Genomic DNA, 14,571 nt, shown 5'->3' with positions numbered 1-14,571 from the left:
CACCTTCATATGATCTGTGCATAGAATAAACGTTATGTTTTTCCATGTTTTTTAACGAAAAAAAACTGCTGTGAAATCAGCAGTTTTTCGTGCGTTCTTATGAAAAATGAGTCTGTATCGTCTCGACGGCATTACCGTCCATAATGAGCTTACCATACTCTTGCAAGCGATAAATCGTTAAAGTTGTCGGATTGCCGTATTCAGCAAGAACCGCCACAACCCCCTCAGCCGTATGTGATCCCAGGTCTTCAAGGCTTAAAAAGTACTGTCCGTCATAGTGGTAGACAGTTCCCCCTGTGATACCGATTCGCTGTAAGCTTTCTGAAAGCTGAATGATATCTTCAAAGGAATGGAATTGATAAATGATGTCCGCGCTTTCATCAAGCTTGACTTGCATTTCGATGTAATCATCATCATACTCATCGTCTTCTGAATCGGCTTCTTGGTTCTTTGTTACGATCACTACCATCCCTTGTGCTTGGAGAGAATACACTTCCACTGCAATCGGTCCATTCGCTTCAAAGCCGAGCTCTGTATTAGCTTCATTCATCATATCTTTAAATAACTGGTGGACTTTAAATGAGTCCTTCCAGAGGTCTTCTTTTGTCAATCCCCGGTCTGTCAAATCATCGAGGGTTAAAAAGATTTTGATCTTATTATAATTCAGACGCTCAAGCCGCATAACGTTCCCTCCTGCCTCTACTTGCACACAAATCATATAACACATTATATGAGATGATGAGTCATAGGTTCTTAATTGTTATCAGTTTACACTGAGTTCACTAGTAAGACAAGCACAATGCAGTTTTTATTGCCTTATGGATTTTTGCTTTTGAGAAGTTATTCTGGCGCGCAAAGAGTCACAATGTGCGTTTCCGGCTCAGCACCTAAACGAAGAGGCACTTTTGTTGTGCCATATCCATTGCTGATCAGGTACGCCGCATTTTTAATCATGCCTGTTTTTCCAAGTTCATACGGGCCGAATTTTCCAAACCTGATCTGACCGCCATGGGTATGTCCGCTGAATATCGCATCAATACCATCAGCTTCATTGATTTGTTCATGGATCTCCGGGTTATGGCAAACCAGAATATTCAGCTGGCTTTTATCGAGTTCTTTAATGGCTTCCTCATAATGATCCATCTCCATCCTGATATCATCAACTCCGGCAATGCCTATCGTATGGCCGTTGTACGAAAACGGAACTGACTCATTCCTCAGAGTGATGACACCATGCACTTTGAATATAGAATACAGTTCATGCTGCCTGACTTCATAATCATTATTCCCCCACACAAATACGACAGGGACCCCGATAGCCGCGAGCCTTTTGATGTTTTCCTCGATTCTCGTACTAGACACTCCGCCCTCAGCTAAATCACCGCCGATGATAACAAGGTGAGGGGCATGGCTTCGCGCTTTTTCTAAAAGATCTTGATCGATGAGACGCTTGTGAATGTCTGAAATAAAAAAGATTGTAAGAGGCGGCTTGCCCTTCATTTTTGATAAAGGAAATGTATGTGTTTTCAGATGGTTGCCTTTTGCTGTTGAGTACATTTTTGCCGTCATTGCCGCTGCCGCCACAGTTAGCACTCCGGCAATTTTCACTGATAGCTTCATAAAAACTCTCCATTCTTTTAGAACTTATCAATAAGACGGACAATAAAAAAAAGACGTTTCTATCGTTTGAGAAAACGCCCCATTTTATTTACTTTCAAAATATAGATTTATGTCATATTTGTGCTTCATCATTTGAAAGACAGACTCTCTCGCCTTCCATTTATCCGGCTGCGGCCAAAGGTCAGTGCTTTTCTGAATAATTTCGCATCTCAGTTTATGGAAATCACCCTCAGCTTTTTCTTCCTTTTTCTTAAAATAATATGAAGTGCAGTATGCAAAAGCGGTTGCCATCATCCAAAATAAATAAAAAGTATGGCTAAGCATTTCTTGAAGAACGAGCTGAGGCGCCGGGCTTTTGATCATGATCATCAGACATAATAAACCCAGGCAAATGAGTGAAGTCCATCGCCACCTGCGGCACTGTGCTGCATAATTTTCAAATTTTCGTTTTCGTTTCACCAGTGCTTGGAGCATCTGTTTGGTCGGCGCGTCTGTAAACTGATCCAGCTGATTCCATAAAGATTCCATACGCTTCACACCTTGTCCATTTTCATTGCTACAATATATGTGCGTAAAATAAAAAAATGCCCTTTAATCCACCAAGGGGATGTCCAATACTTGTCCGGTGTAGACATCATTTCCATTTAGATGGTTATACGCGCGAATTTTTTCTTCTCCTGACCTGCTTTTATAATACTTCATGGAAATGCGGTACAGCGTTTCTTTCTTCTGGACGGTGTGCTTGACAACGCGTTTCGGCTCGGGTTGAACTGGTTCAGCCGGCTGTTGTTCTTGCCGGGCTGCTGTTTGTTGAGAAGAGGAAGCAGCCGCGGCGGTTGCTTCCTCCTTATTTGCTGAGTCTTCTTTTTCCGCTACAGCAGGCTGTTTCTGATCAGTTGTTGTTTTTGCCGGCTCTTTTGCCCTTGTATCCTCAGACTTTTTTTTTGACTCTTGCTGCAGTGCAGTCTCTTTGGTCTCTTTGGTGTCTTCGTTATCTTTTTTATCCGCTGATTTCGGCACAACCTCATATTTGCTTTGGCTGCTGTCGATAAAAACATCTTCATAATCATCATGATTATCCGGGTGGCTTTTGAGATAAAATAAGGTCACTAAAACGATAACCGGCACAAATACAAATAATACAGCGAGTACAGTGAATAATGGCGTTTTTGTTTTGCCTTGCTTTTTTTTCTGTTCTTTTTGATTTTTTACAGATTGTCTTGTCGGAAGGCTTTCTCCATCATCATCAACATAATCGTCCGCCAATGCGGCGGCGTTTTGATCTTCATAAAGATTCTGGGCTTTTCTTCTCTCTACTCTCGACATGTTCGTCATGTATATCCCTCCTCACATGTTCAAAACGAATCTGACAGGCAAACACAGCATCAATGATAAAATGTGCCGTCACCGGAACAAATAAGTTACCGGTCCATTCATATATCAGACCGAGCAAAAAGCTGATTGCTGTCACCATGATAAATAACAGCCATTTTGACAAATATCGAAAGTGCAGAACGGCAAATACAATGCTGGCCGCCCATAAACCGATATGAGTCTGAAGCACTCCTCTGAATAACATTTCTTCCGCGAAAGCAATCAGAAGCGTTAAAAATATAATATGAGGGATTGACCTCTTACTGAATATTTTTTTATTGATTCCGCCGTCATCATATAAATGAGGCGGACACCATTTCATTACTGCCATATCGGCTAAAATAACAATAACCGCAACAGAAACACCATACCATATGATTCGCATATCGCGAATATCCCAGAGCTTTAGTACGTCCCTTGCATCCGCAAAAAAGAACAATCCAGCTCCAGCTGCGACGATGATGATCAAAAGCTGCGTCAAATATAACTGCTTCAGCATATCACGGTCAGACATATACTGAATGAAATCCTTTTGCTGTTTCAGTTCAGCTCACCTACAGTCTGCAAGCTGAATATCCGTTGCAATTCCGAACTCCAGCTGTCTAATGGCGCCTTTTTACTCCGTTCTCCTTTTTGTTCATACAAGGATAGATCAAAACCGCAATATGAACAGCACGGGAGGTTTCCGTCATCAGGCTCGTATGATTCATCAAAATAGGTTAACATAGATTGCCTTAAACAGCCATCACGCTGAAGCAGAAAAGATACGCGGCGCATTTTTTCCAGCTTCAGCTCCATGCGATATGAAATCTCCCGCTTTATCAGTTCAATTGATGTTTTCCCCTGCATAAAGAGATGAATCATCATACGGGCTTGTGTCTCTCCGACACCATACTGCATTAAGACATCACGCAGCCTTCTTTCATCCCGCTCCTCCGTCTCCTCAAGCACACGGATCACATTGGCGATTTCTTCATCTGTAACACTCTCCATTTGGATAATCTGCTCCTGCAATTCAAAATCCCCTGGCGCCCGCAGCAAAATGCTGACACTAGGTTTTCCATCGCGTCCCGCTCTGCCGATTTCCTGCATAAAAGCTTCAGCCGTCTGCGGGAGGTGAAAATGAATCACATATCTGATATCAGGTTTATCGACACCCATTCCAAACGCATTCGTACAACATATCACATCAAGCTGATTATGAATAAACTGCTGCTGAATTAAAATCCTGTCGCCAGACTCCATACCGCCATGGTAAAAGTCGGCTCTGCTGCTCGTTTTGCTTTTAATTTCACCCGCTAATTCCTCAGCCCATTTCCGTGTCGGGCAATAAACAATTCCCGGACCTTGCAGGTTTTCAACCAGCTGAATGACCCTATTTATTTTTTCGGCAGTATCCGCCGCATTTTCCACCCTGAGCGCGATGTTTGGGCGATTGACTGAGTTGAGATGCCGTTCGGCATGCTGCAGCTCTAGCAGGTTCATGACATCTTGCAGCGTATCCTTTGTAGCTGTAGCGGTCAATGCCAGAACGGGCGGGTGCCCAAGTTTTTTTCTCAGCTGTCCGAGCTTTGAGTAGTCAGGTCTAAAGTCGTGTCCCCATTCAGATATACAATGCGCTTCATCAATTACGAATAAGCTGATCGAGACACTTTTCAATTTTTCCAATACATATGGCGACTGCAAAGCCTCAGGAGACAAGTACAAAAATTTATAGCGATGAATATGCTCCAAAACGAATTGTCTTTCCTGCCTGCTAAGCATGCTGTTCAAAGCGGCCGCACGCTTTTCACCACGTGCTTTCAGCTGCTGTACCTGATCCTCCATTAAAGAAAGCAATGGAGAAACGATTAATACCATGCCGTCAAGCATATAGCCAGGCAGCTGGTAGCAAAGCGATTTTCCTCCCCCAGTCGGAAGCATCGCAATGGTATCCTTCCCGCTAAGTATGCTTCTAATAATGTCCTCCTGCCCTTTTTTAAAGGAAGTAAAACCAAAAAACTGATATAACGTTTGCTGTAATTTAGTCATATTGCTGCACCTGCTTCGTCAATGCCAGCCTAATTTGAAAGTAGCTGAATTGCTGCTCCAGGCCGTCGCGAATTTGTTTGATTTTGTTCGTCCGCATCCGCTTGGCAAACGCTGCAATGTGGAGCTGGTCTTCCGCTGATACATAGTCATCAATCATAAACGCAGGCTCATAGAGAGAAATCTCGACAATATGGTCTTCGATTGTCGCTGTTTTCAGCTTTCTGATTTCGGCAATTCGCTGTATCGGGATCCCTTGTTTGACCATCTGCCATGTTTTCCTCGTTGACTCTGTCAGGGCATTCTCTAAATAAACATCAGAGAGGAGGTCCTTTAACAGAGAATGTTCACACTCCGGAAGAGAATGAATAAAATAATGTACTGAAGCCCAAAACATGACATAAACATACCATTCATCTTCTTTCAGCGTGTCAGCAAGCTGCCTGCTCGTAAAACCGATCCTATCGTGCGAGGTTAAGGAGTAGACAAAAATTTGCGCTGCTTTGTCATCAATCTTATGCAAATTCTCCTCCAGCATAGCAAAAAGGCTGTTTGCCATCTCTATATGATCCGTATGCCGGGACAGGTATTTCTTTACCCAGTGAAGTGTCTTATAATCGTTTGTGACAGGGATATACTGCCTGCTCCCTCGCTGTTTATGTGATAAGACTTGCACAAGCAGCGAAAGCCTTTTCCAAAGTACGCCGGCAGCCTGCTGGTAATAAGCGCCGTGGCAGTGAGCGGGCCAGGGGCGTTCACTGAGAGCATGCCTTAATGCTGCTTCGCCGCTAGTTGTCACCTTGTATGTATCTGTTTCAGGCATTGGTTCGAGATATGAATGCTGTTCAAGCTTGGTGAGTGACGCTGAAATATCGCTTCTTGAACATTGCTGAGCCATTCCAAAGTATTTTGCAGTCTGAAATAAGCCGGCATCTTGAATGGTTTGTGACGATCTTTTGCCTTTGAATAGGTGAAAAACAGCACTTCCCGACCGTTCTCCGTTTATTTTACAAAGGCAATCGAGAACCATAATATCGAAATAATTTAATGACAACCTATCCACCCACATTCTTCCTGACAAAAATCGTTGATTTGCTCTTTTTATTTTAACAGATTTTAAACAGAAATCGACGTTTAAAGTCATCATTAAGGGGGATGTTATGTAGATAACCCCTTATGTGATAAGCATTCTCAATCATTTTTCTGTTGAAATGTGGCAGCAACATCATTACAATAAGTAAGAGGAATAGGTGTTAAATTGATTAAATATAAAGATTGATCCATTTGTTCCACCAAGAACAATCTGGGAGGTTTTATTCATGGCAAAGTACACAATCGTAGACAAAGATACATGTATTGCATGCGGCGCTTGCGGAGCTGCTGCACCAGACATTTACGATTACGATGATGAAGGCATCGCGTTCGTAACGCTTGATGAAAACAAAGGCGTTGTCGAAGTTCCTGAGGTACTGGAAGAAGATATGATTGATGCATTTGAAGGATGCCCTACTGATTCCATCAAAGTGGCGGATGAGCCATTTGAAGGCGACCCGCTTAAATTTGAATAGAAGTAACAAAAAAGCTCCCCTGCGGGAGCTTTTTTTATTTAATGGATATGCGCGCTTCGCTGCTGTTCAATCCATGGCTTAAGCTTGATGAAAATAAGTGAGAATACTATTGTAATCACAATGCCTTTTATGATGTTAAACGGCAGGATACCTGCGACGACCGCTGTTTTCAGCGCGCTGTCAGATAATGCCGGTGAATGTAAAAACCACGTGTACGCCGGAAGAATCAGAACATAATTTAAAATACTCATTAAAATTGTCATCGCTGCAGTTCCCAGAAGCAGACTGACAGCCAAGCCCTTTGCTGAGTTCAGCTTTTTAAATAAGAAAGCAGTCGGCAATATAAAGAGTGTTCCTGCGATAAAATTCGCAATTTGTCCTACAGGAACTCCGGCCATGCTTCCTTGAATGATATATTGAAGAACGTTTTTTATCGCCTCTACGGCAATACCCGCCAAAGGTCCGTAAATCAGAATGGCAATAATAGCGGGCACATCGCTAAAATCAATTTTTAAATAATCCGGAAGACCCGGAAACGGGAAATTTAACAGCATCAAAACAAATGCAATGCTGCTCAGCATACTAATCACAACTAATTTTTTTACTTTCACTTTACTCTCTCCTTTTCGATCACATCTTACTCGAAAACGGAAAGGTTCTTTTCCAGCCAATAAAAAAACCGCTTCATATATAAAAGCGGGGTTTCGAAAATTAGGCTAGGCAAAGAAACGTTTGAAAATCTAATTTCAAAACGCTTATGAACCTCCATCTTCTCCCATCCAGACTATACTGTCGGCTCCGGAATCTCACCGAATCCTGCTGTAAAAACAGCTCGCGGGCTTAGAGCCATCGGCTCATCACCGCCGGTAGGGAATTTCACCCTGCCCCGAAGATTGATCATATGAATTTAGTTCCATTATAAACGATAACTGGTTGGCTGTATAGAGAATTGCTTCAAATTATATATAATACTTGAAAGCTGTAAAAACATTGATTTTCAAGCTTTCCTTTTATCCTTTACTGCGTCAATACACGTTGACACTCTATTGAGAATATGTTAAATTATCAGATATTTAGTTTGTCAATTTAGGAGGAAATCTAACGATGTTTCGAGTATTGGTCTCAGACAAAATGAGCAACGACGGCTTACAACCACTTATTGAATCAGACTTTATTGAAATCGTTCAAAAAAACGTAGCAGATGCAGAGAATGAATTACATACTTTTGATGCTCTTTTGGTGCGGAGCGCGACAAAAGTAACAGAAGACCTTTTCAAAAAAATGACTTCTTTAAAAATTGTCGGAAGAGCCGGTGTCGGTGTAGATAATATCGACATTGACGAAGCGACTAAACACGGGGTAATCGTGATTAACGCTCCAAACGGCAACACCATTTCGACAGCTGAGCATACATTTGCGATGATCTCTTCTTTAATGAGACACATTCCTCAAGCTAATATCTCAGTGAAATCCAGAGAGTGGAACCGCACAGCTTATGTCGGTTCAGAGCTTTACGGAAAAACACTTGGGATTGTCGGATTAGGCCGAATCGGAAGCGAAATCGCACAGCGTGCGAGAGCGTTCGGTATGACCGTTCACGTTTTTGATCCCTTCTTAACTGAAGAAAGAGCAAAAAAAATCGGCGTAAACAGCCGTACATTTGAAGAAGTGCTTGAAAGCGCGGATATTATTACCGTACACACGCCTTTAACGAAAGAAACAAAAGGCTTATTGAATAAAGAAACGATTGCAAAAACGAAAAAAGGTGTTCGCTTAATTAACTGTGCGCGAGGCGGTATTATCGATGAAGCAGCACTTCTCGAAGCTTTGGAAAACGGGCATGTTGCCGGAGCGGCGCTTGACGTTTTTGAAGTTGAACCGCCAGTTGACAATAAACTCGTTGATCATCCATTAGTCATTGCCACTCCTCACTTGGGAGCATCGACTAAAGAAGCTCAGCTGAATGTCGCGGCTCAAGTGTCAGAAGAAGTTCTGCAGTTCGCAAAAGGTCTTCCTGTGATGTCAGCTATCAACCTGCCTGCCATGACAAAAGATGAATTCGCTAAGATTAAGCCTTACCATCAAATCGCAGGAAAAATTGGCAGCCTCGTATCCCAATGCATGAAAGAGCCGGTACAGGATGTTGCCATTCAATACGAAGGCACAATTGCCAAACTTGAAACATCGTTTATTACAAAAAGCCTACTGTCAGGCTTTTTAAAACCGCGCGTTGACTCAACTGTTAACGAAGTCAATGCCGGGGGTGTCGCAAAAGAACGCGGCATCAGCTTCAGTGAAAAAATTTCCTCTTCTGAATCTGGATACGATAACTGCATCAGCGTAAAAGTGACAGGAGACCGCAGCACCTTTACTGTGACGGCTACGTATATTCCACATTTCGGAGAGCGTATTGTCGAGATCAACGGATTTAATATCGATTTTTATCCGACGGGTCACTTGGTATATATCCAGCATCGGGATACAACAGGTGTCATCGGCCGAGTAGGACGTATTCTCGGAGATAACGATATTAACATTGCAACCATGCAGGTTGGCCGTAAAGAAAAAGGCGGAGAAGCCATCATGATGCTTTCCTTTGACAGACATCTGGAAGATAAAATTGTGAAAGAACTAACAGATGTTCCTGATATTGTGTCTGTAAAGCTCATTGACCTTCCATAATCAAAAAAACTCAAGCTGTATAGCTTGAGTTTTTTTATTGTTCTATACTCGTATGTTTTTGTGCAAAATGTCTAAGACACTCCTCAGCTCAGAAACAGGTATCTGACCAGGTGCCGACGCCTCTTCTCCCGCCCCAAAAGTGCAAGCTGATCCAAAAACCTCACCGCTCAGCCTGCTGATCAGTCCTGTTCCAGCCATTGACATTGTAATGATTGGACGGTCTGCATATTTTGTATTCATTGTATACGTCGCATCAAGCAGCGTTAAGAGATCTCCTGTATCATTCGGCATGACAGCCATTTTTGGAATATGCGCCCCTAAATCCTGCATTTTCCGAAGCCTCGAAAGAATCTCATCTTTCTCAGGCGTTTTCTCAAAATCATGATTCGACATCACCACATAAACATTGTTTTCTTCCGCCAGCGATACTAACGCTTTCACATTTGCATCTCCTGAAAATAATTCAATGTCAATAAGATCGATGTTTTTTGTTTGGACTGCCGCCTCCAGCAAAGCAAGATAGGAGCTTTCGTCCATTTCCATGCTCCCTCCTTCTTTATGGGTTCTGAATGTAAATAGAAACAGCTTGTCCGCTAAAGACTCCCGAAGCTTAGAAATCATTTTTGTGACGGCTTCTACGTCATTTGCTTTTTCAAAAACGTCGACTCGCCACTCCACTATGTCCGGATTCAGCAATTTTACAGCTTCTGCTTCATTCAAAATTTGTTTTTCCGTTTTTCCCATCAGCGGAACGATAATTTTCGGCATCCCTTCTCCGATGGAAACTCCTTTGATTGTTAACACGTTCACTCGTCTCAAATCCTTTCAATCGTTACCTTGTTTTATTATACACGCACAACTATTTTTTGAAAATTTTTATTATATGCAAAGCAACTAAAAAAGAGCCTGAAAGGGCCCTTTTTTAGTTTATGGAAATCGGATTTGGAGCAGCTGGTACCGGAATAGCATCTGATACGTCATATCTGCCGATTTTTTTTGTTCTGGTTTCCGTAAAGGTCACTTCTGTAAAACCAAACTCCTTTGCTGTTAAAAGTAGTCCCTCAAGCATTAAAATACCGGCAATAGAATCCTCAACTTCTGAGTCTTTTGAGAAGTGGATATATAAGTGTTTCTGTTTCTTCGTTACAGATTGGACAGCCCCCTCCTGAATAAGAGGTGTTGTATCTTTTTGGCTGCTCGATTCCATTTCCTTAACCGCTTCTTTTACTGTATCGAATGTTTTTTCTGACGGAACGAGAAAGTCTTGTCCTTGTTTATTTTGGTACAAGTAGTAGGCTCTTTTCGACTGTTTTGGAATAGGAATTTCCGTAAAAGTGCCATATGAACCAATAACGGCACCGTCCTCATTTTTTTGATCCGATAAAAATTTTATTTTTTCATAAGGACTCCACTTTAAGGATTCTTTCAGCAGTTTTTTTAACAGTGTATCATCTTTTACAGAAAAAGCCGTAATGAGCTGATGGACTCGTATACTTAATTCCTTTTGCTTTGGTTTTTCCTTTATCTCTACTTCATCTATGAAGGATGGAATCGTAATAGGATGATCAAGGATATCCAATTCACTACTTTTAGACAGCATATCCTGTATCGTTTGGTCTGCGTTTGTTTTTTTGATGCTGATGGGTATAATTGCGGATGTTTCGGCATCAGCAATCGCTACAGTGGTGTAATTGTTCTGTTCCTTTTCAGGAACAACAAACGATGTCTGATCCAGGGATAATGCAGCTTTTGGGCTGTCTGCTGTCTCAGTTTTCGTCACAGCGTTCTCTTGGGACGCATCTTTTTGTTGAGGTTGTGCCTGATCAAAGAAATGAGGAGAAATAATGAAGGCGATATAAACCGCAATTGCAGTGGCACACGCGGGGCCAATCCACCTAACAGCGGGCTTTTTTTTGCTTTTAGCCATCGTCAGCAGCTTGTAAATATCCTGAGGCGAACGATGGTCTTTAACTGCCGGAAGTTGACTTAACAACTCCTTTATCTGTTCTTCGTTCCAATCTGACTTCATCATCCATTAGCTCCTCCCTCAAAAGCTCCATATGTTTCCGAAGTACTTTGAGCCCTCTGTGTTGGGTCGTTTTTACTTTGCTTTCCGAGAAGCGCAGAGCATTGGCTGTTTCCTGAATTGAATATCCCTGAATAAACCGCAAGATAATCACAGCTCTTTGATCGATCGTGCATTGATCAAGCGCAGCATAAATTTCCCGGACATTCTCATGTTGAACCGCAAGTTCGTCCGGAAGCAATTGCTGATCTCTGACATCCTGTGTATCCCAATCAAACGTGCCGAGTATACGCTGTCTGATCGTCTGCTGTTTACGGAACCAGTCTATCGCAACATGGCGTGCGATCGACAAAAGCCATGTTTTTTCACTGCTTCTTCCTTCAAACGTATGGTAAGAATTTAATACCCGGATATAAACCTCCTGAAGAAGATCTTCTGCCTGGCTTTTATCCTTTACCATATAAAATAAAAATTGATACAAATCTTGATGATATGTTTCATATAACAATTGAAAGGTTTCTTCCATTTGAAACCCCTCCGTTCACTTTTTTGTCGTATTAATAGCTTGAAAAGTTACATTACAACTATATTACGAGAAACTGGAATTTGGAAGGGAATTTATATTAACATATCCTTAAATTTTATTAATATTGGCTTTTAAAAAAACACCCGCTTAATCAGCGGGTGTTTCTTATGGAACAAGATTCTTCGGCAAATTCAGACCGAATTTTATAGTTTTGTCGGAATATAAAATGTAAATGTCGTTCCTTTATCCATTCGGCTGTGCACCGTAATCGAACCGTTGTGGGCTTCTACGATATTTTTAACGATAGCCAGCCCAAGCCCGGTTCCTGCTCTGCCTCTTGTCCGCGCTTTATCTGCCTTATAGAACCGCTCAAAGATAAATGGCAGGTCTTCTTCCGGTATGCCGGATCCAGAGTCTTTGATATCAATTTTCAATCCATCCTTCACAGAATGGACTGCAATGGAAACACTGCCCCCGGATGAAGTATGCCGCAGCGCGTTATCGATCAAATTGGTAAATACCTGCTCCATCTTGTCTTCATCAAACATAAACTCCTCTTCTGTGAGAGAAATATCTTGATGTAAAGCAATATTTTTTTCTTTAGCAACGCCGGAAAATTTCCGAATGATCTTCTCTAAAAATTCATTGACGTTGATATTTTCGTAATGCAAGCCTGTATGGCCTGATTCCATTCGGGCTAAATCAAGCAAATCATTGACTAAGCGGCCCATTCGCAGCGATTCATCATAAATGATCTGGGCAATTTCTTTCCGGTCTTCCTCGGAGCTTGCAATGTCATCGACAATTGCTTCACTGTATCCCTGAAGCATGGAAATCGGTGTTCTCAGCTCATGGCTGACATTTGCGATAAAATCTTCACGCAGCTTATCAAGGCGGCGTTCTTCAGTCATGTCGCGCAGCACGGCAACCGCTCCTCTGACATGCGATTCCGCATAAAGCGGCGACATCAAGAGCACCCATGATCTGCCTTGCAACGTCATCTCAATCATTTGTTCTTTTTCAGTGCTAACAGCGTTTTGGAACAGTTCTTTTGCTTCAGGCGGAAGGTTATCGCCTTCTTTGATATTCATATTCTGCTCATAATACCAAGCCTGAAGAAAACGTTCAGCCGGCGGGTTTGTCACAAGAATCGTACCGTCAATATTAATGGTAATAACCCCGTCAGCCATACTGCTCAAAATGTTAGAAAGCTGTTCTTTTTCTTGATTGAGCGCATTAATATGAAAGTTAAGCTGCCGGCCCATTTGATTAAAAGCGGTTGCCAGTTCACCGATTTCATCCTGAGTTAGAATCGGGATTTTTGTATCGAACTTGCCTTTCGCCAAGTCTTGTGCGCCCTCTCTCATTTTCCGAAGCGGATACGTGACCCTGCTTGATAAAAAGAAAGCGAAAAACGTTGTCAGTACAATCGCAATCCCCGCGGCCAGAAAGATATAGCGTGTCGTGTGTTTTGTTGTATCTTTAACGGCAAGCAAAGACTGGGATAAAAAGACCATGCCTTTCTTTCCGTCTTTTTCATACGGGACACCTACAATCAGGCGTTCATTATCCGTGTCTGTATTGCTCAGCACCGTTCGTTTGCTTACTTTTTTATGATCTTGGAGAGCATTATTTAAGTCTTTGTCACGCTGTATTTGCTCAACCGTAATGGACGACAGGCGATTTTTATCATTCGGAGAATACCAATACTTTTTCTCATCCTGAATGATGGCAATGCTTGTTAAGTTATCAGCGAGCTCCCAAGTGATTGATCTTGCCAGTGCCTGGTCCTCGTGATTTTCTATGATGACAGCAACTTTATTCGCAAGCTGTGTTAAATCATTCTCGGCCTCTTCCACATGATAATTTTCAATAAATTCGAGCAAAAGAACCGTCAAAATGAATAATACGATCAAGACGAGTGAAAGGATCGTAAACCACAGCTTGCCTACTACGCTTTTCCAAAATTTCATTCAGCGCCTACCTCAAATTTATAGCCTACACCCCATACGGTGACAATTTTTTTCGCAGCTTCCGGAGATACCTTATTCAGTTTTTCTCTCAATCGTTTGACGTGAGTGTCTACTGTCCGCAGATCACCAAAAAACTCATATTGCCACACTTCTTTCAGCAGCTTTTCCCGATCATACACTTTATCAGGTGTTTTCGCTAAGAAGTATAGGAGCTCATACTCTTTCGGCGTCAGACTTACTTCTGTTCCATCAGCCGTTACACGGTGAGCATCATGGTCAATGGACAGATGTGAAAACACGAGCACATTTTTCGTCGGTGTATTGGCATTGAAATAAGAGGTTTGGGATGCTCTTCTCAAAAGGGCCTTTACCCGCAGCACGACTTCTCTCGGGCTGAACGGCTTGACAATATAATCATCTGTTCCCGCTTCAAACCCCTGCACCCGGTTTGCTTCTTCTCCTTTTGCGGTCAGCATGATAATTGGTGTCGCTTTTTTTTCACGAACTTGCCGGCACACTTCAATTCCGTCAGTCCCCGGCATCATCAGATCAAGCAAAATTAAGTCATAATTGGCTTCAAGCCCTTTGGCAATGGCTTCATCACCATTTTCCGCTTCGTCTATGACATAATTTTCACGTTCAAGATACATTCTTAAAAGGCGGCGAATTCTGGCTTCGTCATCAACTACTAATATTTTGGTTTCGTTCGTTTGGTCCATCGTTTTCCCCCTGCTTTCCTTCTGTTACTTTCATTTTATCAAATCGTGAGAAAGT

At 42.2% G+C, this 14,571-nt stretch carries 15 protein-coding genes and 1 riboswitch; of the genes, 2 read left to right on the top strand and 13 right to left on the bottom strand.

Features of this window, described 5'->3' with window-relative positions:
• Nucleotides 1-97: 97 nt before the first annotated feature.
• From KHQ79_RS19655 to KHQ79_RS19625, 7 genes are all read right to left on the bottom strand, one after another.
• The gene (locus tag KHQ79_RS19655; RefSeq protein WP_225516656.1) at nt 98-682 is read right to left on the bottom strand and encodes a genetic competence negative regulator; all 585 of its coding nucleotides are present in this window, start codon (nt 680-682) and stop codon (nt 98-100) included.
• 158 nt (nt 683-840) lie between these two features.
• On the bottom strand, nt 841-1,620 hold the full coding sequence (locus tag KHQ79_RS19650) for a metallophosphoesterase (RefSeq protein WP_060398914.1): 780 nt from the start codon (nt 1,618-1,620) through the stop codon (nt 841-843).
• Between the two features lie 84 nt (nt 1,621-1,704).
• Nucleotides 1,705-2,148 carry a YpbF family protein gene (locus KHQ79_RS19645; RefSeq protein ID WP_004398163.1) on the bottom strand — a complete coding sequence of 148 codons (444 nt, stop codon included), beginning with the start codon at nt 2,146-2,148 and terminating at the stop codon, nt 1,705-1,707.
• Nucleotides 2,149-2,211: 63 nt separating this feature from the next.
• Nucleotides 2,212-2,955: a LysM peptidoglycan-binding domain-containing protein gene (locus tag KHQ79_RS19640; RefSeq protein WP_225516654.1), complete on the bottom strand. Its 744-nt coding sequence runs from the start codon at nt 2,953-2,955 to the stop codon at nt 2,212-2,214.
• Nucleotides 2,906-3,508, bottom strand: a complete 603-nt coding sequence (locus KHQ79_RS19635) for a CPBP family intramembrane glutamic endopeptidase (protein ID WP_166638368.1) — start codon at nt 3,506-3,508, stop codon at nt 2,906-2,908. The genes KHQ79_RS19640 and KHQ79_RS19635 overlap by 50 nt, the downstream gene beginning before the upstream one ends.
• Nucleotides 3,509-3,534: 26 nt before the next feature.
• Nucleotides 3,535-5,025, bottom strand: coding sequence for a RecQ family ATP-dependent DNA helicase (locus KHQ79_RS19630; protein ID WP_225516652.1), 1,491 nt, complete (start codon nt 5,023-5,025; stop codon nt 3,535-3,537).
• Nucleotides 5,018-6,076: a YpbB family protein gene (locus KHQ79_RS19625; RefSeq protein ID WP_225516650.1), complete on the bottom strand. Its 1,059-nt coding sequence runs from the start codon at nt 6,074-6,076 to the stop codon at nt 5,018-5,020. Before KHQ79_RS19625 ends, KHQ79_RS19630 begins: the two co-directional genes overlap by 8 nt.
• Before the next feature lie 265 nt (nt 6,077-6,341).
• Here KHQ79_RS19625 and KHQ79_RS19620 point away from each other — a divergent pair, with 265 nt between their 5' ends.
• Nucleotides 6,342-6,590, top strand: a complete 249-nt coding sequence (locus KHQ79_RS19620) for a ferredoxin (protein ID WP_003225461.1) — start codon at nt 6,342-6,344, stop codon at nt 6,588-6,590.
• A 38-nt stretch (nt 6,591-6,628) separates the two neighbouring features.
• Here KHQ79_RS19620 and fmnP read toward each other — a convergent pair whose 3' ends face one another.
• Nucleotides 6,629-7,201: a riboflavin transporter FmnP gene (gene fmnP, locus KHQ79_RS19615; RefSeq protein ID WP_004398177.1), complete on the bottom strand. Its 573-nt coding sequence runs from the start codon at nt 7,199-7,201 to the stop codon at nt 6,629-6,631.
• 152 nt (nt 7,202-7,353) lie between these two features.
• Nucleotides 7,354-7,488: riboswitch (FMN riboswitch) on the bottom strand.
• A 206-nt stretch (nt 7,489-7,694) separates the two neighbouring features.
• On the opposite strand from fmnP, the gene serA reads away from it, so the two are divergent.
• Nucleotides 7,695-9,272, top strand: a complete 1,578-nt coding sequence (serA, locus tag KHQ79_RS19610) for a phosphoglycerate dehydrogenase (RefSeq protein ID WP_004398181.1) — start codon at nt 7,695-7,697, stop codon at nt 9,270-9,272.
• A 42-nt stretch (nt 9,273-9,314) separates the two neighbouring features.
• Here the strand turns inward: serA and aroD are convergent, their stop codons facing one another.
• From aroD to resD, 5 genes are all read right to left on the bottom strand, one after another.
• Nucleotides 9,315-10,082 carry a type I 3-dehydroquinate dehydratase gene (gene aroD / locus KHQ79_RS19605; protein WP_225516648.1) on the bottom strand — a complete coding sequence of 256 codons (768 nt, stop codon included), beginning with the start codon at nt 10,080-10,082 and terminating at the stop codon, nt 9,315-9,317.
• Nucleotides 10,083-10,194: 112 nt separating this feature from the next.
• Nucleotides 10,195-11,304 (bottom strand): GerMN domain-containing protein, encoded by a 1,110-nt coding sequence (locus KHQ79_RS19600; protein ID WP_225516647.1) that lies wholly within the window; start codon nt 11,302-11,304, stop codon nt 10,195-10,197.
• Nucleotides 11,240-11,824: an RNA polymerase sigma factor SigX gene (gene sigX / locus KHQ79_RS19595; protein WP_004398184.1), complete on the bottom strand. Its 585-nt coding sequence runs from the start codon at nt 11,822-11,824 to the stop codon at nt 11,240-11,242. Before sigX ends, KHQ79_RS19600 begins: the two co-directional genes overlap by 65 nt.
• A gap of 203 nt (nt 11,825-12,027) precedes the next feature.
• Nucleotides 12,028-13,797 (bottom strand): sensor histidine kinase ResE, encoded by a 1,770-nt coding sequence (gene resE, locus KHQ79_RS19590; RefSeq protein ID WP_225516646.1) that lies wholly within the window; start codon nt 13,795-13,797, stop codon nt 12,028-12,030.
• Nucleotides 13,794-14,516 (bottom strand): DNA-binding response regulator ResD, encoded by a 723-nt coding sequence (gene resD / locus KHQ79_RS19585; RefSeq protein ID WP_004398187.1) that lies wholly within the window; start codon nt 14,514-14,516, stop codon nt 13,794-13,796. Before resD ends, resE begins: the two co-directional genes overlap by 4 nt.
• Nucleotides 14,517-14,571: the final 55 nt, after the last annotated feature.

Origin of the sequence: Bacillus sp. TSO22 (assembly GCF_020223595.1) — a bacterium.
In the GTDB taxonomy this organism is placed as follows: domain Bacteria; phylum Bacillota; class Bacilli; order Bacillales; family Bacillaceae; genus Bacillus; species Bacillus inaquosorum.
The sequence above is the reverse complement of the archived record's forward strand: the minus strand, read 5'-3'. Positions and strand labels throughout refer to the sequence as shown.

What these genes read in the sequence shown, in the direction of transcription:
- KHQ79_RS19655 (WP_225516656.1), bottom strand. Translation starts at nt 682, where the DNA reads ATGCGGCTTGAGCGTCTGAATTATAATAAGATCAAAATCTTTTTAACC.
- KHQ79_RS19650 (WP_060398914.1), bottom strand. Translation starts at nt 1,620, where the DNA reads ATGAAGCTATCAGTGAAAATTGCCGGAGTGCTAACTGTGGCGGCAGCG.
- KHQ79_RS19645 (WP_004398163.1), bottom strand. Translation starts at nt 2,148, where the DNA reads ATGGAATCTTTATGGAATCAGCTGGATCAGTTTACAGACGCGCCGACC.
- KHQ79_RS19640 (WP_225516654.1), bottom strand. Translation starts at nt 2,955, where the DNA reads ATGACGAACATGTCGAGAGTAGAGAGAAGAAAAGCCCAGAATCTTTAT.
- KHQ79_RS19635 (WP_166638368.1), bottom strand. Translation starts at nt 3,508, where the DNA reads ATGTCTGACCGTGATATGCTGAAGCAGTTATATTTGACGCAGCTTTTG.
- KHQ79_RS19630 (WP_225516652.1), bottom strand. Translation starts at nt 5,025, where the DNA reads ATGACTAAATTACAGCAAACGTTATATCAGTTTTTTGGTTTTACTTCC.
- KHQ79_RS19620 (WP_003225461.1), top strand. Translation starts at nt 6,342, where the DNA reads ATGGCAAAGTACACAATCGTAGACAAAGATACATGTATTGCATGCGGC.
- serA (WP_004398181.1), top strand. Translation starts at nt 7,695, where the DNA reads ATGTTTCGAGTATTGGTCTCAGACAAAATGAGCAACGACGGCTTACAA.
- KHQ79_RS19600 (WP_225516647.1), bottom strand. Translation starts at nt 11,304, where the DNA reads ATGATGAAGTCAGATTGGAACGAAGAACAGATAAAGGAGTTGTTAAGT.
- sigX (WP_004398184.1), bottom strand. Translation starts at nt 11,824, where the DNA reads ATGGAAGAAACCTTTCAATTGTTATATGAAACATATCATCAAGATTTG.
- resE (WP_225516646.1), bottom strand. Translation starts at nt 13,797, where the DNA reads ATGAAATTTTGGAAAAGCGTAGTAGGCAAGCTGTGGTTTACGATCCTT.
- resD (WP_004398187.1), bottom strand. Translation starts at nt 14,516, where the DNA reads ATGGACCAAACGAACGAAACCAAAATATTAGTAGTTGATGACGAAGCC.